This window comes from Streptomyces sp. S186, from assembly GCF_051603415.1.
Taxonomy (GTDB): domain Bacteria; phylum Actinomycetota; class Actinomycetes; order Streptomycetales; family Streptomycetaceae; genus Streptomyces.
Window position 1 is genome coordinate 5,941,538 of record NZ_CP193932.1, and the last position, 22,742, is coordinate 5,964,279.

Sequence of the window (22,742 nt, forward strand, 5' to 3'; positions counted from 1 at the left end):
AATTCTTGCAGAAAAGTCTCGCAACATCTTTCGGTTCGTTCGCGGCGCTGTTACGTTCCAGACCGCCAACCGAGGCTTTCCCTAAGGAGTTCACATGCGGCGTGGCATACGTGGCGCTCTTGCCACCGCGCTGGTAGCGGGCCTGGCACTGGCGGCGACGGGGTGCGGGAGCGGGGGTGGGGGCGGCGGCGCGGCCGGCGGTGAACTGTCCGGAACGGTCACCTTCTGGGACACCTCCAACGACGCCGAGAAGGCCACCTACCGGAAGCTCGCCGAGGGTTTCCAGAAGGAGCACCCCAAGGTCCACGTCGCCTATGTGAACGTCCCCTTCGGCGACGCCAACGCCAAGTTCAAGAACGCCGCGGGCGCCGGCGCCGGCGCACCCGACGTGATGCGCACCGACGTCGCCTGGGTCGCCGACTTCGCCAACCTCGGCTATCTCGCCCCGCTCGACGGCACCCCCGCCCTGGACAACACCGGCGACTACCTCCCGCAGGCCGTCGGCTCGACGCGATTCCACGGCAAGACCTACGCCGCACCACAGGTCATCGACACCCTCGCGCTCTTCTACAACAAGCAGCTCCTCAACGACGCCGGCGTCCCCGTACCCAAGACCTTCGCCGAACTCGCCGCCGCCGCACAGAAGATCAAGGCGAAGACCGGCGCCACCGCCCTCTACCTGCGCGGTGACGACTCCTACTGGTTCCTGCCCTACCTCTACGGCGAGGGCGGCGGCATGGTCGACGCGGCCCACAAGAAGGTCACCGTCGACAACGCCGCCGGCGTCCGCGCCTTCCGCACCATCAAACAGCTGGTGGACTCCAAGGCCGCCGTCACCGACGCCACCGACGGGCAGGAGAACCAGCTCAAGGCCCTCAAGGACGGCACCGTCGCGATGGCGGTCGACGGCCCCTGGGACATCGAGGGCGCCCGCGCCGGCAAGGCGTTCCAGGACAAGGGCAACCTCGGCGTCGCCCCCGTGCCCGGCGGATCCGCCGCCCAGGGCTCCCCGCAGGGCGGCTGGGACCTCTCCGTCTACGCCGGCAGCAAGAACCTCCAGGCCGCCTACGCCTTCGTCAAGTACATGAGCTCCGCGCAGGTCCAGCGGGAGACCACCGACAAGCTCAGCCTGCTGCCCACCCGCACCTCGGTCTACAAGGACCCCGCGGTCAAGCGGAACGAGATGGTCGCCTTCTTCAAGCCCGCCGTCGACCACGCCGTCCAGCGCCCCTGGATCGCCGAGGGCAACTCCCTCTTCGAACCGCTCAAGGTCCAGATGAACAAGGTGCTCACCGGCGCCGCCACGCCCGAACAGGCCGCCAAGGCCGTCGGGGACGCCTACCGGAAGCTGCTCAAGGACTACACGTGACGCTCACCGCCCGGATCCGCCGGGCGTTCGGCACCCACTGGTACGCCTGGACGATGGCCGCCCCGGTCGTCCTCGTCATCGGCGTCATCATCGGGCTCCCCCTCGTCCGCGGCGTCTACTTCTCGCTGACCGACGCCAACGAGGCCAACGTCGAGCGCTCCATCGGCATGAACCACATCCCCGCCACCTACCACTTCACCGGCCTGGACAACTACCGGGCGGTGCTGACCGACGGCGTCTTCTGGAGCCGCCTCGGCTGGACCGTGGTGTGGACCGTCGGCTGTGTCTTCCTCACCTTCCTCACCGGACTCGCCCTCGCCACCCTGCTCAACCGCCGGCTGCGCGGCCGCACCTTCTACCGCCTGGCGCTGATCCTGCCCTGGGCCATCCCCGCCTTCGTCTCCGTCTTCACCTGGCGGATGCTCTACAACGAGAAGAACGGCCTCCTCAACAAGCTGCTGGCCGGCGGCGGCATCGACGCCGTGCCCTGGCTCAACGACCCGACCTGGGCCAAGCTCTCGGTCATCGCCGTCAACGTCTGGCTGGGCGTGCCCTTCATGCTCGTCGCGCTGCTCGGCGGGCTCCAGTCCATACCGGGCGAGCTCTACGAGGCCGCCGAGATGGACGGCGCGGGCGCCTGGCAGCGCTTCCGCCACATCACCGTGCCCGGACTGCGCGCGGTCAGCGGCACCGTGATCCTGCTCTCCACCATCTGGACGTTCAACATGTTCCCGGTGATCTTCCTGCTCACCCGGGGCGGACCCGGCGACGCCACCGAGATCCTGGTGACCTACGCCTACCGGCTCTCCTTCGTCGACAGCCCCCGCGACTACTCCGCCTCCGCCACCTGGGGCGTGGTCATCCTCGCCCTCCTCGCCCTCGTCGCCGTCGGCTACCGCAGGGCGCTGCGCAAGCAAGGGGAGGTGTGGTGACCGTGACCCCAGCGCGCACCCGGTCCCGCTCCCGCGTCCGCACTCGCAGTCGCGTCCGTGGTCAGCGGCACTGGCTGGCCTCCGTCGGACTGCACCTGGCCCTGTGGGCCGCCGTCGTCATCGCCGTCTTCCCGCCGCTCTGGCTACTGATCACCTCCTTCAAACCCAAGAACGACGCCTTCACCACCAGCCTCGTCACCCACTTCACCCTCGACAACTACGCCCACGTCCTGACCGGCACCTCCTTCCTCACGTGGTTCGGCAACTCCGTGGTCGTCGTCGGCCTGACCACCGTCATCGGCGTCCTCACCGCCGCCACCACCGGCTACGCCGTCAGCCGCTTCCGCTTCCCCGGCATGCGCCCGCTGCTGTGGCTGCTGCTGATCACCCAGATGTTCCCGGTCGCGGTGCTGATCGTCCCGCTCTACAACCTGCTCGCCTCCCTCGGCCTGCTCAACCAGCCGCTCGGCCTCGTCCTCACCTACCTGACCATCGCCGTGCCGTTCTGCGCCTGGATGATGAAGGGCTTCTTCGACACCATCCCGGTGGAGATCGACGAGGCGGGCCGGGTGGACGGCCTCAACCCCTTCGGCACCTTCTGGCGACTCGTCCTCCCGCTCGCCCGCCCCGGCCTGGCCGTCACCGGCTTCTACACCTTCGTCACGGCCTGGGCCGAGGTCGCCTACGCCTCCGCCTTCATGACCGGCGAGGAGAACCTCACCCTCGCCGGCGGGCTGCAGACCTTCGTCAACCAGTACACCAACGACTGGGGTTCGATGACCGCCGCCGCCGTCCTCATCGCCGTACCGGCCGCCCTCGTCTTCGCCTTCGCCCAGCGCCACCTCGTCGCCGGCCTGACCGCCGGCACCACCAAGGGATGACATGACCCGACAGCACGCCGCCATGCCCGACACCGCCCGGTCCGGGCCCCGCGATCCGGCGAACACCCCTTCCAGGGCGGCCACTTCGGACACCACGGCCGGGGCTGCCACATCGGACACCACGGATTCCGTGGCCACCGCGTGGTGGCGCGACGCCGTGATCTACCAGATCTACCCGCGCAGCTTCGCCGACGGCAACGGCGACGGCATGGGCGACCTGCCGGGCATCCGCGGCCGGCTGGGCCACCTGCGCGACCTGGGCGTGGACGCCGTCTGGCTGAGCCCCTTCTACGCCTCCCCGCAGGCCGACGCCGGCTACGACGTCGCCGACTACCGGGCCGTCGACCCGCTCTTCGGCACCCTCGCGGACGCCGAGGCGGTCATCCGCGAGGCCCATCACCACCGTCTTCGCATCATCATCGACCTCGTCCCCAATCACTGCTCCGACCAGCACGCGTGGTTCCGTCGCGCGGTGGCCGAGGGCCCCGGCTCGGTGCTGCGCGAACGCTTCCATTTCCGCAAGGGCCGCGGCGAATCCGGCGAACTCCCGCCCAACGACTGGGAGTCCGTCTTCGGCGGCCCCGCCTGGACCCGCCTCCCCGACGGCGAGTGGTACCTCCATCTCTTCGCACCCGAACAGCCCGACTTCAACTGGGACCACCCCGCCGTCCAGGACGAGTTCCGCTCGCTCCTGCGCTTCTGGCTCGACCTGGGCGTCGACGGCTTCCGCGTGGACGTCGCCCACGGCATGGTCAAGGCCCCCGGCCTCCCCGACATCGGCCACGGCGAACAGGCCCGCCTGATCGGCTCACAGCTCCTCCCCTTCTTCGACCAGGACGGCGTACACGCCATCTACCGCTCCTGGCGGGCGATCCTCGACGAGTACCCGGGGGAGCGGATCGGCGTCGCCGAAGCCTGGGCCCCCACCGTCGAGCGGCTCGCCCGCTACGTCCGCCCCGACGAACTCCACCAGGGCTTCAACTTCCACTACCTGAGCACCGCTTGGGACGCCGCCGCGCTCCGTACCGCCATCGACACCTCCCTCTCCGCCCTGAGCGCCGTCGGCGCACCGGCCACCTGGGTCCTCTCCAACCACGACGTCGTACGCCACCGCACCCGCCTCGGCGGCGGCCTCGACCGCGCCCGCGCCGCCACCCTGCTGATGCTGGCGCTGCCCGGCTCGGCCTACCTCTACCAGGGTGAGGAACTCGGCCTCCCCGAGGTCACCGACCTCCCCGACGAGGTCCGCCAGGACCCCTCCTTCTTCCGCGCCAGCGGCCAGGAAGGGCTCCGCGACGGCTGCCGCGTACCGCTGCCCTGGAGCGGCACGGCACCGCCGTACGGCTTCGGCACCGGCGCCACCTGGCTGCCCCAGCCCGACAGTTGGGGCTCGCTCACCGTCGAGGCCCAGACCGGCGACCCGGACTCCACCCTGGAGCTCTACCGCAGCGCACTGGCGATGCGCCGCGCTCACCCCGGCCTTGGCGCGGGCGACTCCGTCGAGTGGCTGCCCGCCCCCGACGGCGTGCTGGCCTTCCGCCGCCCCGGCGGCCTCCTCTGCACGGTCAACACCACGGCGGAGGCCGTGCGGCTGCCGCTGCCGCCCGTCCGCCAACTGCTCTCCTCCCGGGCCCCGTTCGCCCCATCGCACGCTCCCTCCGTTTCCGGTCCCCACTCCGCTTCCTGTGAACCGTCCAACGCACGGCACGGCCAAGGGATTCCCGAGAATCGCGAATTTTTTGAACTTCGTGAAATCCCGGCCGACACCACGATCTGGTGGGCGGAGTGACCCTCCCGGCGCCCCGGCCCACCCCGCGGCTCTCCGACATCGCCGCCCAGGCACAGGTCAGCGAGGCGACCGCCAGCCGCGTCCTCAACGGCCGGGCGGGCGTGGCGGCGGGCACCCGTCAGCGGGTGCTCGCCGCGCTCGACGTCCTCGGCTACGAGCGCCCGGTCCGGCTGCGCCGGCGCAGCGCCGGCCTGGTCGGCCTGGTCATCCCGGAGCTGACCAATCCGATCTTCCCGGCCTTCGCCCAGATCATCGAGCAGTGCCTGGCCGGCCACGGCTACACCCCGGTCCTGTGCACCCAGACGCCGGGCGGCGCCACCGAGGACGAACTCGTCGAGCAACTGGAGGAGCGCGGCGTCACCGGCATCGTCTTCCTCTCCGGCCTGCACGCCGACACCGCCGCCGACCCCTCCCGCTACACCCGCCTGACCTCCCGCGGCGTGCCCTATGTCCTGATCAACGGCTACAACGGCCGGGTCGACGCGCCCTGTGTCTCGCCCGACGACCGCGCCGCGGCCCGGATGGCCGTACGCCACCTCGCCGAACTGGGCCACGAACGCATCGGACTGGCCGTCGGACCGGCCCGTTATGTGCCCTCCCGCCGCAAGGCGGAGGGCTTCACGGCGGCCTTGGAGGAGGTGTTCGGCCTGCGGAGGGGGCAGGCCGAACGCCTCGTCCGGCACACCCTGTTCAGCGTCGAGGGCGGCCACGCCGCGGCCGCCGCGCTGCTCGACGACGGATGTACGGGCATCGTCTGCGGCAGCGACCTGATGGCGCTGGGCGTGGTGCGCGCCGCCCGGCAGCGGGGCATCGACGTCCCCGGCCGGCTCTCCGTCGTCGGCTTCGACGACTCCCCGCTGATCGCCTTCACCGCCCCGCCGCTGACCACGGTGCGGCAGCCGGTCCAGGCGATGGCAACCGCCGCGGTGGGCGCGCTGATCGAGGAGATCCAGGGAAACCCCGTCCAGCGCACGGAGTTCGTCTTCCAGCCGGAACTGGTCGTACGGGGTTCTACCGGCCCTGCGCGGCGGCGTACGTGAGGAACGCCGCCCAGGCTCCGGCCGGTACGGCGAGCTGCGGTCCGTCCTTGTCCTTGGAGTCGCGGACGTGGACGGTGGTGGGGCAGGCGGCGATCTCTATGCAGTCGCCGGAACTGTCGCCGCTGTAGCTCGACTTGCGCCAGGAGAGGGCGACTTCTACGCAGTCGTCGCCGGAGCTGCCGCTGTAACTGCTCTTGAACCAGGTCAGTTCGGGGGTGCTGCTCATAGCGCTCCTCGGATCTGCTTCAGCAGGCTCTCGGAGTCTTCGGGGGTGAGAGCCTGCGAAAGCAGTTTCGCATAGCGCATGTAGAGGGTGCTGATCGTCTGCGGATCGGTGATGAACTGGCTGCTTTCCTGGCCTTCGCAGTAGCCGAGCCACTGGTTGTCCGGTGTCTCCAGCAACTGCATCGGCCCGTTCAGACCGGCATGCACGCCCCGCCTCAGCGGCATCACCTGCACCTCCACGTTCCGGAGCGTCATGCACTCCAGGACGTGGTCGATGACTCCTCGGACGACGTCCGCGCCGCCGGTCGGGCGCCTGAAGACATGCTCGTCGATGACGAAGCTGAACCCCGTGTTCGGCCGGTCCCGTAGCAGTTTCTGCCGCTCCAGACGGGCGGCCACCTGGGTCTCGACCTCCTCCTCGGACAGCAGCGGGACACGGTTCTCGAACAACGTCCGCGCGTACGGCTCCGACTGTAAAAGCCCAGGAACCAGGCGGCATTCATAGGTGTAGAGATTGATCGCCTGCTTCTCCAGCTCCGCCCACTCCCGGAACCACCTGGCCAGCCCCGGCTGTTTGGACAGCCGCCCGGCCGCCTTCCGCAGCACGCCGTTCGCGCACAGCGCCTCCTCCGAGCGGTCGATGAACTTCTTCGACGGGAGGCGGCGGCCCTGTTCGACGGAGCCGATGTAGTGCGCCGAGTACCGGATCACCGGCGACAGGGCCTCCTGCGTGAATCCCGCGTTCTCGCGAAACCCTTGATAGACGGCGCCGAAGGTCCGCAGACTGCCGGAGGGCTCCGGTTTGCCGCCGTCGTAGTTGTCGGTGCTGCTGTCTTCCATGTCGGGTGCTCCCGATGTCAATGGTGCTGACGTCCCCGCAAGTCACCCATCGTTACGGCCCGTTACCCGACCCGTCCACGTACTCAACTCGTACACTTCCCGAAGTACGACCTCAGTTCCTGGCGTACGAGGCCGCTGACCAGCACCGTTTCTCCCATGTCAGCCCAAGTAGCAGCCCCCGCACACATGTTCACGCAGCGTTTCAGTGCCACCCGGCGGGGCGCCCGCCTCGCGCGCTATCTCGCCGTCCAGCAACTCGACGTGTGGGGCTTTCCGTACGACGGCGAGGTCTCGGACACCGCCTCCGCCATCGTCGGCGAACTCGCCGCGAACGCGGCCACCCACGGGCGGGTGCCCGGCCGGGACTTCGAGCTGCGGCTCGTGAGGCTGCCGGGCCCGAGCGGGTCGGGCACCCTGCGGATCGAGGTCGCCGACACGCGGACGGAGCGGCGCCCGCCGGCCCCGGGCACGCTCGTGCCGCCGCCGCCCGACTCCGAGACCGGCCGTGGGCTGATCCTCGTCACGGCGCTGGCCTCCCGCTGGGCGGTGTTCGATCGCGACCCGATCGGCAAGGTCGTCCGCGCCGAACTCGACCTGCCGGCGGGAAGCAGGTAAGCGCAGGTCAACTGCTATGCGACAGAGTCTTCCTGGAGTGTTAGGTTTTTCGGACACTTGATCGTCGCCGAACGATCGGAGTGTCGAGAATCTCCCGGTTCTCCGGGTACCTCCGTAGGAAAGAAGCTTGATGAAGAAGTCCTTGAGGGCGGCCGTGCTAGCGGGTGCCACCGCTGCCCTGGCGTTTGCTTCCGTTGCCGTCACCGCTCCGACGGCCTCGGCCGTCGGCGCCAGCGCGTGCACGCGTAAGGAAGTGGACAAGTTGCACTCCATGGGCCCGGCCACGCCCATCCACGAGTCTCCTTACGCTTCCTCCAAGGTCGTGACGGGCGGTTGGCGTTCGTTCTCGACCCTGTGCAGCAAGCCGGGACACGACGGCCACCGCTGGTGGTACGGCTACGTGGGCAGCGGCCAGGAGGGCTGGGTGTGGGGCGCCTACCTGGAGACCTGACCCAGGCCGGCCTGAGACGGTGATCCGCGAGGCCGAACAGTGATCCGCGAGGCCCGCAGGCAGGAGCCGCGGGCCTCGCGGAGGTCAACCGAGCGTTTCCGTAAGGGACTCGGGAGTGCTCGGGAATGCTCGGGAGTACTCGGGAATGCTCGGAAGAAGCGGCGTGGCGAAAAGATCAACGGCTTCAGCGACGGGCGTGGAAGATGCCCCAGCGGAGCAGGTTCCGGCGGGTGATGTCCGTCCAGACGGGGAGATTGGCCAGCAGCTCGTCCACGTAGGCCGGGCTGATGACGTCCCGTAGTTCGGGCGCGCGTCGGTGGATCTCCTCGTCGAGGCGCGCGTAGTGGGTGGCGAGGTCCGGGGTGCGGTCCTCGAAGTCGATGTCCTTGAGGCCGAGTTCGGCGAGCCGGTCCAGATAGAAGGCCGATGTCGCCGGGGTCTCGACGCCCAGGCGGGAGAACGCCGGCCGTACCGCCTCGGCGGGCGTCTCCTCGGCCAGCATGATGTCCGAGAAGACCAGGGCGCCGCCCGGTTTCAGCACGCGTACGGCTTCGCGCAGGGCGCCCTCCCGGTCCACCACATGGCACAGCACTTCCAGGGACCAGACGACATCGAACCGGTCGTCCTCGTAGGGCAGGTCGTTGAGGGAGCCGGCCGTGACCTCGATCAGGCCGTCCAGCCCGCGTCGGGCGTTGGCCGCGCGGTGGCGCTGGTTGTGCCGCTCGCTCAGGTCGAGGGCCGTGACGCGGCAGCCGAAGCGTTCGGCGAGGGCGCGGGACGATCCGCCGTATCCGGAGCCGAGGTCGAGCACGGTGGCGTGCGGGCCGAGCAGGTCGGCGGCCTTGTCGGCGGCGTGTTCGACGGTGCGGTGCGAGGCGGCCGCGATCGGCTCGTCGTCCTCGGCGTAGATGCCGACGTGGATGTCCTCGCCGCCCCATACGGTGTCGTAGAAGGTGTCGACGTCGCCGGTGTCGTAGTAGCTGCGGGTCGCGTCGTCGTGGTGGTGCGGGGTTCGGGCGGTGACCTTCTCGGGGTTGTTGATCATGGTGAGGGGATTCCCCGCGTCCGGCCGGGCAATTCCCCCTGCGTGCCGGATGGGTGACTATGCGCCAACAGGTGTGGCGTGTGCGGCGTGTGGGGCGTGGTGGCCGGTCCGGTCGGCCGGGCGCGTAAAGACCGCCGCGCAGGGCGGTCCTCCGGCCGGCCGGACCGGCTCGCCTGGGAACGTAACACCGTTGCAATCTCTTGCGAAAGGTCTTGCAGCAAACCTTCCGCGCGACTACAACCAGGGGCCATGCCCTCCACCGCGCACCGCGCCCGCCGCCGGATCGCCGCCGTCCTCGCCCTGTTGGCCGGCGCCGCCGCACTGGCCCTCCCGGCGCAGCCGGGCGCCCAGGCAGCCCCCTCCGGCGGACAGGTCAAGGCCGAGGCCCAATGGATCGACCGCACCACCGTGGTCTGGAAGGGCGCCCAACCCAGCGCCGCGCGACTGGAGTTCGGTGAGCCTGGTCGCCGCCCCGGCGGTCGCATCCGACTCACCCCCGGCACCCTCACCCCCGCCGAACGCGCCGCCTACCCGCACCTGGCCGGCTACCCCGCCTTCACCGTCGACCCCCGCGACCGCCCCCTGGCCCGCACTGCCCTACGGCAGCGGCTGGTCGCCACCCAGGCCACTTCCGACGGGCAGCAGCACACCACCGGCGTGCAGATCCCCGGCGTCCTCGACGACCTCTACGGCACCCGCGCCCAACGCGCCGCCCTGGGGCCGGTGTTCCACCACGGCGTCCCCACCCTCTCCGTCTGGGCGCCCACCGCCCGCACCGTCGCCCTCGAACTCGCCGGCCGCCGCGTCCCGATGCACCGCGACGAGGCGACCGGGGTATGGAGCGTGCGGGGCGACCGGGACTGGACCGGGAAGCCCTACCGCTATCTGGTCACCGTCTGGGCCCCGAGCGCCGGCCGGACCGTCACCAACGCCGTCACCGACCCGTATGCCACCGCCCTGACCGCCGACTCCGCCCGCAGCCTCGTCGTCGACCTCGCCGCCCCCAGGCTCGCCCCCAAAGGCTGGGCCGACCTGCGTAAACCGGCCGCGGTCCCGCTGCGCCGGGCCCGGATCCAGGAACTCCACATCCGCGACTTCTCCATAGCTGACCCCACCTCGCACCACCCCGGCCAGTACCTCGCCTTCACCGACACCGGCTCCGCCGGCATGCGGCACCTGAGGGCCCTCGCCGCCGCCGGCACCACCCACGTCCACCTGCTGCCGGCCTTCGACTTTTCCTCCGTCCCCGAACGCCGCGCCGACCAGCAGCGCCCCGACTGCGACCTGCCCGCGCTGCCCGCCGACTCCGCGCGTCAGCAGGAGTGCGTGGCGAAGACCGCCGACCGGGACGGCTACAACTGGGGCTACGACCCGCTGCATTACACCGTCCCGGAAGGCTCCTACGCCTCGGACCCCGACGGAACCGCCCGGACCGTCGAATTCCGCCGCATGGTGCAGGGCCTCAACGGCATCGGCCTGCGCACCGTCATGGACGTCGTCTACAACCACACCGTCGCGTCCGGACAGGATGACCCGCGCTCCGTCCTGGACCGCATCGTCCCCGGCTACTACCACCGCCTGCTCGACGACGGCACCGTCGCCACCTCCACCTGCTGCGCGGGCACCGCACCCGAACACACCATGATGGGCAAGCTCGTCGTCGACTCCGTCGTCACCTGGGCCAGGCAGTACAAGGTCGACGGCTTCCGCTTCGACCTCATGGGCCACCACCCCAAGGCCAACATCCTCGCCGTCCGCAAGGCCCTCGACGCCCTCACTCCGGCCCGGGACGGCGTCGACGGGAAGTCGATCATCCTCTACGGCGAGGGCTGGAACTTCGGCGAGGCCGCCGACGACGCCCGCTTCGTCCAGGCCACCCAGCGCAACATGGCCGGCACCGGCATCGCCACCTTCAGCGACCGGGCCCGCGACGCAGTCCGCGGCGGCAGCCCCTTCGACGCCGACCCCCGCATCCAGGGCTTCGCCTCCGGCCTCTTCACCGACCCCAACTCCTCACCCGCCAACGGTGATCCCCACGCCCAGCGCACCCGCCTCCTCCACTACCAGGACCTGATCAAGCTCGGCCTCACCGGCAACCTCGCCGACTACACCTTCACCGACACCACCGGCCGCCGGGTCAAGGGCTCGCAGATCGACTACAACGGCGCCCCCGCCGGCTACGCCGACGCCCCCGGCGACGCCCTCGCCTACGCCGACGCCCACGACAACGAGAGCCTCTACGACGCCCTCGCCTACAAACTGCCGCCCACCGCCTCCCCGGTCGACCGCGCCCGGATGCAGGTCGTCGCCCTGGCCACCGCCGCCCTCTCCCAGGGCCCGGCGCTCTCCCAGGCCGGCACCGACCTGCTGCGTTCCAAGTCCCTGGACCGCAACTCCTTCAACAGCGGCGACTGGTTCAACGCCCTGCACTGGAGCTGCACCGACGATTCCCGGGACGGCGCGACCGGCGACCCCAGGGACGGCGCGACCGGCGCGCACGGCAGGGACATCGGGGACGGCAGGGACGTCGGGGATGCCAGGGATATCGGGGATGGCAACGGCTTCGGGCGCGGTCTGCCGCCGGCTGCCGACAACAAGGACAAGTGGCCCTACGCCAAGCCCCTGTTGGCCGACCCTGCCCTCCGTCCGGACTGCGCCACCCGCACCGCCGTCTCCGCCGCCTATCGCGACCTGCTCCGCATCCACGCCACCGAACCGGCCTTCGGCCTGTCCACCACCGCCGCCGTCCAGTCCGCTCTCGCCTTCCCCCTCTCCGGTCCGGACGAGACCCCCGGCGTCCTCACCATGCGCCTGGCCGACCTCGTCGTCGTCTTCAACGCCACCCCGCAACGGCAGGACCAGACGGTCCCGGCCCTCGCCGGACAGCCCTACGCCCTGCACCCCCTCCAGGCCCACGGCACCGACCGCACCACCGCCACCGCGGCCTACGACCGGGCCTCGGGCACCTTCACCGTCCCGCCCCGCACCGCCGCCGTCTTCCGCCGCGGCTGACGCCGGGGGAGGAGGGGTGAGGGGGAGGGGGGAAGCGGGCGGGGCGGGCCTGGGATCCGGCTAGCCACTCGTTGGGGGCGGGCCTGGGGGCCGGCTCCCCACTCGTTGAGGGCGAGCGCTGGGAGCGCCGGCTCGCCGGCTATCCCACCCGCTTCTCCAGCAACGTCACGGCATACCGGCTCCCCCCGCTCCCCTCCTTGACCGGCTGCTCGCCCACGACCGCATAGCCCGCCCCCTCGTAATACGTCCGCAGCCGCGGATTGCTCGCTATGCAGTCCAGCCGCGCCCAGGGCCGCCCCGACTCCGCTATGCGCCGCTCGGCGTGGGCCAGCAGCGCCCGCCCCGTCCCCGCCGGAGCGCACGAGCGGTCCACCATCAGCCGGTGCACATACCCCGCCACCGGCGGCTGCGGGCCCCACGCCGGCTCGTCCTCCCACCACAGCTCGAAGCCGCCGACGACCCGCCCGGCCGCCTCCGCCAGCCAGACCTCCCCCTCCTTGATCCGCAGCCGGAAGTGTTCCTCGTCCTTGCCGCCCGGCTTCCACTGATCTATGCCGCGCTCCACCATCCACCGGGCCGCCGCGTCGTACAGCCCGACCAGAACGGCCAGGTCGTCCCCCACACCCAGATCGGCCGCCCGATAAGTGATCTCGTCCACGCCCCGGACTCTGCCGTAGTCCATCGCCCCTCCCTCGGCCTCCGCGGCGGTCCAACGCGCCGCCACACCAACGACGTTAAAGCAGGGGTCTGACAATCCGCCCCGACCGGCCGCCGCCCGCCTGCGCCACGCCACTTGCGTCACGCCGCCTGCGTCACGCGGCCTGCGGAAGCTCCAGCAACCGCCCCACCAGATCCGCGAACATCCCGTCCGCGGGCTCGTCGGCCAGCATCCGGCGCACCACCTGCGCCATCCGCTCGTCGTACGCCGCGCTGACCGCCGCCAGCGCCGCGAAGTCGTGCACCAGCTGCCGTTCCAGCTCCTCGCGCGGCACCCGCCGCCCGTCCAGCCACAGCAGCGCGGTCGTCTCGGCGAGCGAGATCCAGGACCGGACCACCAACTCCAGCCGGGGCGAGGGCCCCTGGGGGTCGATGTCGAGGTGGGCGAGGATCTGGGCGTACGCGGCCTGCCGCACGCCGTCGATCAGCGCGCTCGTACGGGACGAGCCGATCGCCGGGCCGCCGCGCATCAGCGCCGAGAAGCCGGGCCCGTGCTCGTCCACGAAGTCGAAGAACCGCTCCATGACGCGCAACAGGCGGGCGCCGAGCGGCCCTTCGTGCGGTTCGACGAACCGGGCCGTCAGCTCGTCTGCGGCGCGTCGCAGGGCCGCCTCGTAGAGCTGCTGCTTGCCCGGGAAGTAGTGATAGACCAGCGGCCGCGATATGCCGGCGGCCTCGGCGATCTCGTCGATCGAGACGTCGTCGGGGGAACGGTGGCTGAAGAGGTCGAGCGCAACGGCGATCAACTGCTCCCGTCGCTCCTCGACCCCCATCCTGCGGCGTACCCCGGTGGCCATGCGCCCACCCTAACGACCGCCCGCACAACGGCACCACCGAGCGAGCACGCCGGTCGTTCGCCCCTGGGGCGGGCGCGGCCGCCCCACCCCGGTTTCAGAGGTCCAGGACCAGCCCCGTTCCCGGCTTCGCCCGGGACACGCAGATCAGCAGCGAGTCCTCGCGTTCCGCGTCCGTCAGCAGCTCGTCCCGGTGGTCCACCTCACCGGCCACGACCCGTTGCCGGCAGGTGCCGCAGAAGCCCTGCTCGCAGGAGTACGGCAGGTCCGGCAGGGCCTGTTCGCGGATCGCGCGCAGCACGCTGGTGCCGGCCGGGACCGTCACCGTACGGCCGGTCCGCCGCAACTCGACCTCGAACGCCACGTCCTCGCCGGGCCCGGCCCCCGCCTCGGACGCCGCCGGCCCGAAGCGCTCCATCTGCAGGGTGAGGCCCTCCGGCCCCTCGGGCAGCAGCTTCGCCACGGCGTCCATCAGGGGCTCGGGCCCGCAGCAGTACACGGCGGCGTGCGGGGGCGCGCCGGCGAGCGCGGCGGCCAGGTCGGGCCGCCCGTCCTCGTCCTCCGCGACCACCGTCAACCGCCCGCCACCGGGCGCCCCGGTGCGGCCCCCGGCCAGCTTCTCGACCTCCGCCAGGAACGGCATCGACGCCCGCGACCGCCCCGCGTACAGCAGCCGCCAGGGCACCCCCTCCGCCTCGGCCTGCCGCACCATCGGGAGGATCGGGGTGATGCCGATACCGCCCGCGATGAAGAGGTAGGCGTGGTGGTCCTCCAGGGGGAAGCGGTTGCGCGGGCCGCGTACCTCGACCGTGGTGCCGGTGCGGAGCGCCTCGTGCACCTCCCGGGAGCCGCCTTGGCCGTCCTCGATCAGCCGGACCGCGAGGGTGTACGAGCCGCCGTCCGCCCGTATGGCGTCGGCCGGTTCACCGCACAGCGAGTACTGCCGTACGGCCCCCGAGGGCAGTACGAGGTCGAGGTGCGCGCCCGGTTCCCAGGCGGGCAGCCGCTCGCCCTCCAGGCGGAGGGCCACCACGCCCTCGGCGGCCGCCGTCCGCTCGGCCACCCGCAGACGCAGCGATGCCGGCCGCCCCTCCTCAGGCCCCGGAGCCGCGCCGGTCTCCCGTAGCGCCGCCCGGCCCTGCCCGGAGATCGGCTGCTCCAGAGCGGGCAGCGGCCACAGCGGCGACCGCCGGATCCGCCGCCGCAGGGCCCGCCGGGCCACCAGCGCGGTCCCGGCGACCGCCAGCACGGTACGGAGGCGCGGCAGGCCCGTACCGAACGGCCCGCCGCGGCCGGCGGACGTGAACACACGGACAGGCGCGGCCACTTCAGACCCCTCCGGAGGCGGCAGCGGCAGCGGCGGCGGTCGCGGCGGGCGAACGGTCGAGGTAGGCGAGGGCCTGCTCGGTGCTCCCGTGTTGCGAGGGGTGGTAGGTGCGGCTCAAGTACTGGGGTATGGAACGGACCATCGCCCCGGTGGTCGGCAGCACACCCTGCCGCCCACCCCGGACGAAGTCCTTCACCGTGGCCTTCCCGCCCACGAGCGTGGGGTCGTTCTCCATGAAGAACCTGATGCCGCGCTGCCACAGGAACACCAGCGTGGAGAAGGCCGTCGCCCAGGTGCGCGCCCGCCGCCGGTAGCCGCCGTCCAGATGCACGAAGAGGTCGAACGCCACCGACCGGTGCTCGACCTCCTCCGCGCCGTGCCAGCGCAGCAGGTCGAGCATGGTCGGGTCGGCGCCCCGGGCGTCCAGCGTCCGGGCGTTGAGCACCCAGTCGCCCAGGAAAGCGGTGTAGTGCTCGATCGCGGCGATCAGCGCCACCCGCTCCTTCAGCCACCACGTGCGGGCCCGCCCCGGTGGCAGTGTCCGGTCGCCGAGCAGCTTCTCGAAGAACCAGTCGACCTGCGTGGTGTACGGGGTGGGGTCCAGGCCCTGCTCCCTGAGGTGTGGCAGGACGTCGTCGTGCGCCCGGGAGTGCATGGCCTCCTGGCCGATGAACCCGATGACGTCCGCGCGCAGTTGAGGGTCGCGGATGTAGGGCAGCACCTGCTTGTAGACGTGCACGAACCAGCGCTCACCGGCCGGCAGCAACAGATGCAGCACGTTGATCGTGTGGGTGCTGGACGGATCGCCGGGGATCCAGTGCAGAGGGGTGTCCGCCCAGTCGAAGGCCACGTTGCGGGCCTTCAGCGGGGTGTGCTCGGACGCGACCGGCTGGGGCCGCAACGAGGCCGTATTAGACATGGCGTCAATGTACTGGCGGGTAAGGAATGTCGATACCCCCTGAACACCGAAACCCCCTGGACACCAAAAGAACGAGCCCGCTGAACACCGAGAGAACGAGCCCCCTGGGCACCGAAAGAATGAGCCCGCCTCGCGATCCCCGTCCGCCCCTCACCGTCCACCTCTCACCGCAACGCCCGCACCATCCCCCCGCCCGCCACCGTGCCCTTCAGGTCGGCGTGGGCGCCCGCCGCCGCCGGGACGGCCAGCAGCCGGCCTGACGCGTGCCCCCGCACCCCGCCGCTCGCGGTGATCGACGTGATCCGGTCGCTGCCCGCCGCCAACAGCCACCACCGGCCGCCGCCGCTCTTCCACAGCACACCCGACAGCACCCGCGGCTCCCGCGGGCCGCAGGCCGTACCGCCGCCGGCGCGGGCCGTCACCGACCCCGCCGCGTACCGCTGCCCGCTCGGCGCCGGTGCCTGGAACTGCGCCAGCGCCCCGCCGCCCGCCCCGCGCCAGGTCTCCGCCCGGGTGCACAGCCAGGCTGCGACGCCCGCGCCCCCGGGGAGCGGCTGCTCGGCGAACCGCCAGGTGTTCACCGTCCGCACGCCCTGCGAACGGAGCGCGGGCAGCTGGCAGGCGGTCCGCGCCCAGGCCGTACGGCCTTCCGACCCGGATACCGCGCCCGGGCTGCCCGGCGGTCCGTAGGTGAGCCGTGCGGGCGTCAGTTCCCCGAGGTCGGTCAGCAGCTCCCCGGTGGACCGGCCGCCCGGGACCCCGCCCGGCTGCCCGTCCAGGTGCCCGCCGACCGTGAGGGCGGGCCACCGGGTGCAGTTCTCCGGGGTGCGCGGCGCCGGTACGGGGGCCGTCAGGCCGTCGGCGCCGACCGCGACCGACTCGCCGGCCGCGTCCGGCTTCAGCAGATCCACCAGCCGTACCGACGTCACCCAAGGGGCCGTCAGATAGCGGACGTTGCCCTCCGTGCGGTTCACCACCAGGAGGCCGGCGGAGTCCGCCGTCGCGTCGTCCGTCCGCGCGAAGTCCAGGGACGCCCCGGAGCCGTCACCGCGCCCCTGGCCGTCGGACGCCTCGGCGTACCGCACCACCCTCAACCCGTCGTGGAAGAGCACCACCACCGCGTGGTCCACCACGCCGGCGAAGAGCAGCCGCGGCGGGCCGGCCGAGGGGCCCACGGGTGTGCCGGGCGTCGCGGTGACCGGCACCCGGGCGCCGGGCCGGGCCCACACCGCCAGCGCCCGCCGGAGCAGCGCCCGGTCGCCGGTCCGGTCGCCGCGGGCCGGCCAGGCCGAGAAGTCCGGCCGGGCCGCGGTCTTCCAGGCCGTCGCCGGGGAGACCGCCAACCGGCCCGGATCCAGGGCCGCTTCGGCGGCGGCATTACGGGCGTACGGCGGGGCCGCGGCACCATACGGGCCCCAGCCCTGGCCCGGCAGGCCCAGCAGCGCCCCGCACACCAGCACCGCGGCCCCGGCCGCCAGCGCCGCCCGGCTGTTCTGGCGGCGCCGGATCAGGTCCGTCGGACGGGCCTGCAGCGCGCACGGATCGAACTCCACCGACTCCAGCAGCGCCCGGTCCCGGCTCCCGGCCGGCACCGCCGCCCCGTCCGCCTCGGCCAGCGCCTCGCGGGCGTCGGCGACCCCCGCCGCCTCCAGCACCCGCCGGGTCTCCTGGACCGACAGCCGCTCCAGATCCCGCAGCACGAACGCGGCCCGGGCCGGGCCGGAGAGCGCCGACAGGGCCTGGTCGAGGGCGAGTTCGTCGGCACCCCCGGAGCGTGGGAAAAGTCGCAGGCCCCAGACCTGGGGGAGCGGGGCCGGCGGCCGCCAACGGCGCCGCCCCGTGAGCGCCGCCCTCAGTACCCGCAGCCGCATCAGCGCGTAACCGGGATCGACCGCCGGGTCCGCGCCACGTTGAGCGGGCAGTGTGGCCGCCGGGCCGGGCCGCCGGGGCAGCGCCCGCTGCACCACAGCGTGCGCGGCCAGCACCCGCCGCCCGCGGGTGGGGGCCGGCGGCAGCACCAGATAGGCCAGCCGGGCCAGCCGGGGGTAGTGCTCGACCAGGGCCGCCTCGGCCTGCTCGACGTCGATGGGCTCATCCCCGTCGGCGTGCCCGACGAGGGAGGCGCGGTCCGGGCGCGGGGTCACCGCATGCTGCTGCTCCACATTCCGTGGAACGAGTGAATCCTGTGATGGTCACCGACGGCCGGTCCCGCCCGGACGGGTGACGCACCCCGCGCGGGCCCGGCGACGCACGTCAGGCCGTGTGGTGCCGGTCCAGGTCGAACTCCCCGTCCCGGGCACCCAGGACGAACGCCCGCCACTCCGCCTCGGTGTAGCGCAGCACGACCTCGGGCTCCTTGGAGTTGCGCATCGCCACCGCGCCGCGCTCCAGGAAGGCGATCTCCACCGCCTCCGCCTCGGGGTCACCACCGGGCGGGCGCTGCCAGACGGCGTCGGAGATGTCGAGGCCGTAGAGCCATTCCTTGTCGGCTGCGGTGCCCATGTCCTGCTCCCCTTACTCGCGTTGCTCGCGTGAGCTGTGGCGGTCAGCGTACGCGGCGCCCGGACGAGCTTCCACCGGCCTGGGACGGGGGTTCCGCGCCGCCCGCCAGGGCAGTTGGCGGCGCCCCGCCGGGGGAGGGGCGGCGGCACCCTCCGGTCCGTGCCGTCGATTGGCCGGATCTCGACGTGGGGGCGTGTGTGCAGCGCCGGCCCCCGCGCCGCGGCGACCAGTGTTCTGCGGACCCTCATCCGTACGCTCCCTGGGCTTCACGTACCCGGCCGTAGGGCGCGGGAACAGTCTGCCGGGTAGGAGAACGCCAGGTCATTGGGTTGCGCACCCCGTAGGGCGCGTACCCAACACCACCTACGGAGGCTCTGATGAGCACGGCACCCACTGCGCCCCCCGCTTCGAACGCCCCGCACACCTCAGCCCCGGCCCGCGGTGCAAGCACCGTTCCTCAAGCTCTCAACCCGGTTCGAGCAGGGGAGGCCCCACTCACCGGAGCGGCTGCCGCCACACAGCCTGCCGGCCCCGACTACGCCGCCCTGATCGCCGACACCCCCGACCTGGTCCGGGCCGCCCAGCGCCTGCGCCACCAGGTCTTCGGCGACGAACTGGGCGCCGCCCTCGACAGCCCGCTCCCCGGACACGACATCGACGCCGTCGACGACCTCGCCGACCACCTGGTCGTCACCCACACCCCGACCGGCGCGGTCGTCGGCACCTACCGGCTGCTGCCCCCGGGCCGCAGTCAACGCCTCTACTCCGACGGCGAGTTCGACCTCACCGCCCTCGACGCGGTGCGCCCCGCCCTCATCGAAGCCGGCCGCTCCTGCGTCCACCCCGACCACCGCAACGGCGCCGTGATCAACCAGATGTGGGCCGCCCTGGCCCGCTACACCCTGCTCTCCGGCCACCGCTATCTCGCCGGCTGCGCCTCCGTACCGCTCGCCGACGGGGGCACCGCCGCGGCCCACGCCTGGGCGCTGGCCCGCACCCGCCACGCCGCGCCGCCCGCGTTCCTGGTCACCCCGCGCCGCCCCTGGCACCCCACCGCACCGCTGCCCGAGCGCCCCGCCCTCGCCCAGCTGCCGCCGCTGCTGCGCGGCTACCTCCGCATCGGCTCCTGGATCTGCGGCGCCCCCGCCCACGACCCGGACTTCGGGGTCGCCGACTTCTTCACCGTCCTGGACATCGAACGGCTCGGCGACCGCTACCGACGCTTCTTCCTGGGGGAGCGGTGAACGGGGCCTTGACTGGGGGAGCGGTGAACGGGGCCTTGACTGGGACAGCGGCGAACGGGCCCTTGCCTGGGCGAGCGGTGAACGGGCCCATGCCCGGGCGCGTGGTGAACGGCCCGTTCGACGTCCGTCCGGTGTGTACCCCGGGCTGTGCCGCGCACGCCGTCCCGCGCCTCCCGTTCACCGGAACCGCGCCCCGCGCCGCCGCGTTCACCGGCGCGGTGGGCCGGGCCCTGGCCGCCGGGCCGCGCCTGGGGGACCCGGTGCGCCTACGGGCGCACGCCCGGGCACTGCTGGCGGCGCTGGCGGTCGGGCTGGAGGTCCGTGGCGTGGCCGGTGCGGCCGGCGTGGCGGGTGTGGCGGGCGTGGCGGGCCCGTTGTCCGTGCCCCGTACGGAACCGGCGGTCGGGCCGGCGGAGCGCGCCCCCGGAGCGGCCCGCTCCCCGGGCACCCTGATCGTCCTCAACCACGTCTCATGGCTCGACATCGTCGCGTTGCTCGCCGTGGAACCGGCCACGCTGCTCGCCAAGCGCGAGGTCGGCCGCTGGCCGCTGGTCGGTGGCCTGGCCCGGCGCGCCGGCACCCACTTCATCGACCGCACCAATCCGCGCCGACTCCCGTACACCGTAGGGGAGTTGTCCGCACTGCTGGCCGCCGGCCGCTCGGTGGCGGTCTTCCCGCAGGCCACCACCTGGTGCACCGCCGAGCAGGGCGCCTTCCGCCGGGCCACCTTCCAGGCCGCGCTGGACGCCGGCGCCCCCGTCCGCCCGGTGACCGTCGCCTACGCCCAACAGGGCCGCCCCACCACGGTGGCTGCCTTCTGCGGGGACGACAGCTTCGCCGCCTCGCTGCGCCGGGTGGCCGCCGCCCGCGGACTGACCGTGCGGATCACCGTCCACCCGGCGCTGCCCACGGCGGGCCGCGGCCTGGACCGGCGGGCGCTGGCGGCCGCCGCCGAGCGGGCGGTCCTCGGCGGCGGCCGGGTGCCCGACGCCGCCGGGGCGCCCGCCCGGGCCGGTCAGGCGCTCGGCACGTACTTGTAGCCGACCCGGCGGACGGTCACGATCGAGCCGCGGTGCTTGGTGCCGAGCTTCCGCCGCAGCCGGGCGACATGGACGTCCACGGTGCGGCCGTCGCCGACGTGCCCGTAGCCCCACACCGTGGTCACCAACTGGTCGCGGGTGTGCACCCGGTGCGGATGCGCGACCAGATGGGCCAGCAGCTCGAATTCGAGATACGTCAGGTCCAGCAGTCGGCCGTCGACGTACACGGTCCGCTGCTCGGGGTCGATCCGCACGGTCTCGTCGCCGGTCCAGTCGTCCTCGGTGGCGGTGACAGGCCCGGCGGGCGTGGTGGGTCCGGCGGGCGGCTGGGGCGGGGTGGGCGCCTGCTCGGCCGGTACCAGGACGAGGTAGCCGACCATCGGCGGCTGGCCGGGCAGGGCGGGCAGGCTGTGCTGCGGCGCCGGGAGCCAGGTCGCGCCGGAGGCCAGCAACTCGGCGACCTGCTGCGGACTGTGGCGCGCGACGTCCCTGCCGGGGGCGGTGGCGGGCTGGGCGTACCTCCCGGTGGTGGCCGGTGGGTGGAGGGCCTCGTCGGGCGCCACGGCGCGCAGCCGGTGACGGGGATGGGACGGCGGGGGAACGGCGGCCGTGGCGGAACCGGCAGGCACGGTACGGAGATTGGTCATCGAACGTCAGCTCTTTCGCGCAGGGGATCGTCGGGGGGACGTGCGCGCGGGCAGGGCTGGGGACACCGGTCAGCGGTGTCGGCGAGGAGAGTGCGGGCCCGCGCTCAGTGCGCGCGGCAACACAGACGGTCGAAGGCGTGCGCCTGCCGGGACGGCCAGAACGGCTCAAGGTCGCTGCGACCCGTCGCGGTGTCTGTAAGGCTGGCCATGGCTCTATTGAACCAGACGGTCATCGATCTGTCTTTCGCCCCGGCCCAGCTGTGACGCGATCCCGCCGCGGACCGGCCCCACCGCCCCGCGAGCCGCTGACGTGGCGACTCCGACTGCCCGCCAGCGCACGGGAGTTGCCCGCCGGCGAACGGGAGTTGAGCGCGTTGTCGCCTCGGCGGCACTCCGCCCGCTGGCCGGAAAACGCTCCTGGATCGCCGTTCACGGCGCGGGTATCGCCGTCCCATGCCTCCATATCGCCGTGCGCAGGGCCGGTATCCCCCTGCGTGGTGTGGGTATCGCCCTGCGTAGTGCCGGTATCGCCGTCCCCGCGACCCCCGTGGCCCCCACGGCCACCCCGAGGGCCAGTGCCGTCAGATGTCCGGCGTCGGTGAACGTCCGGCCGCGGCGAACCACCGGCACCGCGCCGAGCGCCAGCAGCCCGCCGGTCGCCGCCACCCGCGCGCCCCGGTGCGGCAGCGAAGCGACCAGCGCCCCGAGGGTGGCGTAGAAGCCGTAGCTCGCCCCGACGTCGACGGCGTGCGCGGTGGCGCCCCCGGCAGGGCGGGCCCGGCCGCGTACCCGCAGACCGGCATAGACCAGCAGGCTGGCGCCGACGTGCCCGGCCGCGAACACCGCCGCCGCGTGCCCGACGCCCCACCGCGCCTCGGCCGTCCCGAGTGCGGCCAGCAGCGCCGCCCCGTAGGCCACCGGCAGCGGCTCCTCCACGAAGGCCGCGCTGGTGGCCAGCGTCCCCCACCGGCCGGCCCGCAGATTGGCCACATTGGTGGAGTGCGCTCGCAGCAGCTCCGTCCGCCGCCGCGCCGGCAGCCGGGCGGTGGCATACGCCCCGAGCTGCAACGCCCCCACGTACAACGGCGTCACCCAGGGCAGCGCCCCGCCTCGCCCTCTGCCCTGCGACCCGCCCCCGCTCCGCACCGTGCTCCGCACGTCCCGTCCCCCTCCGCTACCGGCCATCCCGCGCCCCTCCTCGCCGCCGCACGACCCGGACCCGGTCCGCACGGTGATCACGGCATGTGTCCAGCGTGCCATCCGCCACTGACAACGGCCCGCGGCTGCCCGGCCGGCGACCGTCCGGCCCGTGGCCGCTCGGCCCGCGACCGCCCGGCGGCGAGGGCGCGCCCT

The 22,742-nt window shown here is 72.8% G+C and carries 21 protein-coding genes; 10 read left to right on the top strand and 11 right to left on the bottom strand.

Going from position 1 to position 22,742, the window contains the following annotated elements; all coding sequences use genetic code 11:
- Positions 1-94: 94 nt before the first annotated feature.
- From ACRAS8_RS25550 to ACRAS8_RS25570, 5 genes are read left to right on the top strand one after another with little or no spacing between them, the layout of a single operon-like run.
- Positions 95-1,369, top strand: coding sequence for an extracellular solute-binding protein (locus ACRAS8_RS25550; protein ID WP_438488334.1), 1,275 nt, complete (start codon positions 95-97; stop codon positions 1,367-1,369).
- Positions 1,366-2,301, top strand: coding sequence for a carbohydrate ABC transporter permease (locus tag ACRAS8_RS25555; protein ID WP_438488335.1), 936 nt, complete (start codon positions 1,366-1,368; stop codon positions 2,299-2,301). The genes ACRAS8_RS25550 and ACRAS8_RS25555 overlap by 4 nt, the downstream gene beginning before the upstream one ends.
- Positions 2,302-2,303: 2 nt before the next feature.
- Positions 2,304-3,182 (top strand): sugar ABC transporter permease, encoded by an 879-nt coding sequence (locus tag ACRAS8_RS25560; RefSeq protein WP_438490592.1) that lies wholly within the window; start codon positions 2,304-2,306, stop codon positions 3,180-3,182.
- A gap of 1 nt (position 3,183) precedes the next feature.
- A complete protein-coding gene (locus ACRAS8_RS25565) occupies positions 3,184-4,971 on the top strand; it encodes a glycoside hydrolase family 13 protein (protein ID WP_438488336.1) in 1,788 nt (595 codons plus the stop codon).
- Positions 4,959-6,011, top strand: a complete 1,053-nt coding sequence (locus ACRAS8_RS25570; protein WP_438488337.1) for a LacI family DNA-binding transcriptional regulator — start codon at positions 4,959-4,961, stop codon at positions 6,009-6,011. The genes ACRAS8_RS25565 and ACRAS8_RS25570 overlap by 13 nt, the downstream gene beginning before the upstream one ends.
- Here the strand turns inward: ACRAS8_RS25570 and ACRAS8_RS25575 are convergent.
- Together ACRAS8_RS25575 and ACRAS8_RS25580 are read right to left on the bottom strand one after the other, a co-directional pair.
- Positions 5,983-6,237, bottom strand: coding sequence for a DUF397 domain-containing protein (locus ACRAS8_RS25575; RefSeq protein WP_438488338.1), 255 nt, complete (start codon positions 6,235-6,237; stop codon positions 5,983-5,985). The genes ACRAS8_RS25570 and ACRAS8_RS25575 overlap by 29 nt on opposite strands.
- Positions 6,234-7,076: a helix-turn-helix domain-containing protein gene (locus ACRAS8_RS25580; protein WP_438488339.1), complete on the bottom strand. Its 843-nt coding sequence runs from the start codon at positions 7,074-7,076 to the stop codon at positions 6,234-6,236. The genes ACRAS8_RS25575 and ACRAS8_RS25580 overlap by 4 nt, the downstream gene beginning before the upstream one ends.
- 156 nt (positions 7,077-7,232) lie before the next feature.
- On the opposite strand from ACRAS8_RS25580, the gene ACRAS8_RS25585 reads away from it, so the two are divergent.
- Together ACRAS8_RS25585 and ACRAS8_RS25590 are read left to right on the top strand one after the other, a co-directional pair.
- Positions 7,233-7,691: an ATP-binding protein gene (locus ACRAS8_RS25585; protein ID WP_438488340.1), complete on the top strand. Its 459-nt coding sequence runs from the start codon at positions 7,233-7,235 to the stop codon at positions 7,689-7,691.
- A gap of 253 nt (positions 7,692-7,944) precedes the next feature.
- Entirely contained in the window at positions 7,945-8,142 is a 198-nt protein-coding gene (locus ACRAS8_RS25590; RefSeq protein WP_438488341.1) for a hypothetical protein, read from the top strand.
- A gap of 184 nt (positions 8,143-8,326) precedes the next feature.
- Here ACRAS8_RS25590 and ACRAS8_RS25595 read toward each other — a convergent pair whose 3' ends face one another.
- The gene (locus ACRAS8_RS25595) at positions 8,327-9,187 is read right to left on the bottom strand and encodes an SAM-dependent methyltransferase (RefSeq protein WP_438488342.1); all 861 of its coding nucleotides are present in this window, start codon (positions 9,185-9,187) and stop codon (positions 8,327-8,329) included.
- A gap of 249 nt (positions 9,188-9,436) precedes the next feature.
- Here ACRAS8_RS25595 and pulA point away from each other — a divergent pair, with 249 nt between their 5' ends.
- The gene (pulA, locus tag ACRAS8_RS25600) at positions 9,437-12,199 is read left to right on the top strand and encodes a pullulanase-type alpha-1,6-glucosidase (RefSeq protein ID WP_438488343.1); all 2,763 of its coding nucleotides are present in this window, start codon (positions 9,437-9,439) and stop codon (positions 12,197-12,199) included.
- Positions 12,200-12,338: 139 nt separating this feature from the next.
- Here pulA and ACRAS8_RS25605 read toward each other — a convergent pair whose 3' ends face one another.
- The 6 genes from ACRAS8_RS25605 to ACRAS8_RS25630 form a co-directional block, all read right to left on the bottom strand.
- Positions 12,339-12,881 (bottom strand): GNAT family N-acetyltransferase, encoded by a 543-nt coding sequence (locus ACRAS8_RS25605; protein ID WP_438488344.1) that lies wholly within the window; start codon positions 12,879-12,881, stop codon positions 12,339-12,341.
- Positions 12,882-13,011: 130 nt separating this feature from the next.
- Complete coding sequence (locus ACRAS8_RS25610) at positions 13,012-13,713, bottom strand: TetR/AcrR family transcriptional regulator (protein ID WP_438488345.1); 702 nt, start codon at positions 13,711-13,713, stop codon at positions 13,012-13,014.
- 94 nt (positions 13,714-13,807) lie between these two features.
- A complete protein-coding gene (locus ACRAS8_RS25615) occupies positions 13,808-15,019 on the bottom strand; it encodes a PDR/VanB family oxidoreductase (protein WP_438488346.1) in 1,212 nt (403 codons plus the stop codon).
- A 19-nt stretch (positions 15,020-15,038) separates the two neighbouring features.
- Positions 15,039-15,956 carry a metal-dependent hydrolase gene (locus tag ACRAS8_RS25620; protein ID WP_438488347.1) on the bottom strand — a complete coding sequence of 306 codons (918 nt, stop codon included), beginning with the start codon at positions 15,954-15,956 and terminating at the stop codon, positions 15,039-15,041.
- A gap of 164 nt (positions 15,957-16,120) precedes the next feature.
- Complete coding sequence (locus ACRAS8_RS25625; protein WP_438488348.1) at positions 16,121-18,118, bottom strand: hypothetical protein; 1,998 nt, start codon at positions 18,116-18,118, stop codon at positions 16,121-16,123.
- Between the two features lie 91 nt (positions 18,119-18,209).
- On the bottom strand, positions 18,210-18,458 hold the full coding sequence (locus tag ACRAS8_RS25630; RefSeq protein ID WP_438488349.1) for a DUF397 domain-containing protein: 249 nt from the start codon (positions 18,456-18,458) through the stop codon (positions 18,210-18,212).
- A 377-nt stretch (positions 18,459-18,835) separates the two neighbouring features.
- On the opposite strand from ACRAS8_RS25630, the gene ACRAS8_RS25635 reads away from it, so the two are divergent.
- Complete coding sequence (locus tag ACRAS8_RS25635) at positions 18,836-19,702, top strand: GNAT family N-acetyltransferase (RefSeq protein WP_438488350.1); 867 nt, start codon at positions 18,836-18,838, stop codon at positions 19,700-19,702.
- Positions 19,703-19,791: 89 nt separating this feature from the next.
- Positions 19,792-20,742, top strand: coding sequence for a lysophospholipid acyltransferase family protein (locus tag ACRAS8_RS25640; RefSeq protein ID WP_438488351.1), 951 nt, complete (start codon positions 19,792-19,794; stop codon positions 20,740-20,742).
- Here ACRAS8_RS25640 and ACRAS8_RS25645 read toward each other — a convergent pair.
- Together ACRAS8_RS25645 and ACRAS8_RS25650 are read right to left on the bottom strand one after the other, a co-directional pair.
- Positions 20,718-21,389: a winged helix-turn-helix domain-containing protein gene (locus ACRAS8_RS25645; protein WP_438488352.1), complete on the bottom strand. Its 672-nt coding sequence runs from the start codon at positions 21,387-21,389 to the stop codon at positions 20,718-20,720. The two genes, ACRAS8_RS25640 and ACRAS8_RS25645, sit on opposite strands and share 25 nt — an antisense overlap.
- Positions 21,390-21,818: 429 nt before the next feature.
- The gene (locus ACRAS8_RS25650) at positions 21,819-22,481 is read right to left on the bottom strand and encodes a rhomboid-like protein (protein ID WP_438488353.1); all 663 of its coding nucleotides are present in this window, start codon (positions 22,479-22,481) and stop codon (positions 21,819-21,821) included.
- Positions 22,482-22,742 lie beyond the last annotated feature (261 nt).

Coding starts and splice junctions, on each gene's coding strand:
- ACRAS8_RS25595 (WP_438488342.1), bottom strand. CDS start 9,187: ATGATCAACAACCCCGAGAAGGTCACCGCCCGAACCCCGCACCACCAC.
- ACRAS8_RS25550 (WP_438488334.1), top strand. CDS start 95: ATGCGGCGTGGCATACGTGGCGCTCTTGCCACCGCGCTGGTAGCGGGC.
- ACRAS8_RS25630 (WP_438488349.1), bottom strand. CDS start 18,458: ATGGGCACCGCAGCCGACAAGGAATGGCTCTACGGCCTCGACATCTCC.
- ACRAS8_RS25635 (WP_438488350.1), top strand. CDS start 18,836: ATGAGCACGGCACCCACTGCGCCCCCCGCTTCGAACGCCCCGCACACC.
- ACRAS8_RS25565 (WP_438488336.1), top strand. CDS start 3,184: ATGACCCGACAGCACGCCGCCATGCCCGACACCGCCCGGTCCGGGCCC.
- pulA (WP_438488343.1), top strand. CDS start 9,437: ATGCCCTCCACCGCGCACCGCGCCCGCCGCCGGATCGCCGCCGTCCTC.
- ACRAS8_RS25620 (WP_438488347.1), bottom strand. CDS start 15,956: ATGTCTAATACGGCCTCGTTGCGGCCCCAGCCGGTCGCGTCCGAGCAC.
- ACRAS8_RS25645 (WP_438488352.1), bottom strand. CDS start 21,389: ATGACCAATCTCCGTACCGTGCCTGCCGGTTCCGCCACGGCCGCCGTT.
- ACRAS8_RS25585 (WP_438488340.1), top strand. CDS start 7,233: ATGTCAGCCCAAGTAGCAGCCCCCGCACACATGTTCACGCAGCGTTTC.
- ACRAS8_RS25580 (WP_438488339.1), bottom strand. CDS start 7,076: ATGGAAGACAGCAGCACCGACAACTACGACGGCGGCAAACCGGAGCCC.
- ACRAS8_RS25605 (WP_438488344.1), bottom strand. CDS start 12,881: ATGGACTACGGCAGAGTCCGGGGCGTGGACGAGATCACTTATCGGGCG.
- ACRAS8_RS25640 (WP_438488351.1), top strand. CDS start 19,792: ATGCCCGGGCGCGTGGTGAACGGCCCGTTCGACGTCCGTCCGGTGTGT.
- ACRAS8_RS25610 (WP_438488345.1), bottom strand. CDS start 13,713: ATGGCCACCGGGGTACGCCGCAGGATGGGGGTCGAGGAGCGACGGGAG.
- ACRAS8_RS25575 (WP_438488338.1), bottom strand. CDS start 6,237: ATGAGCAGCACCCCCGAACTGACCTGGTTCAAGAGCAGTTACAGCGGC.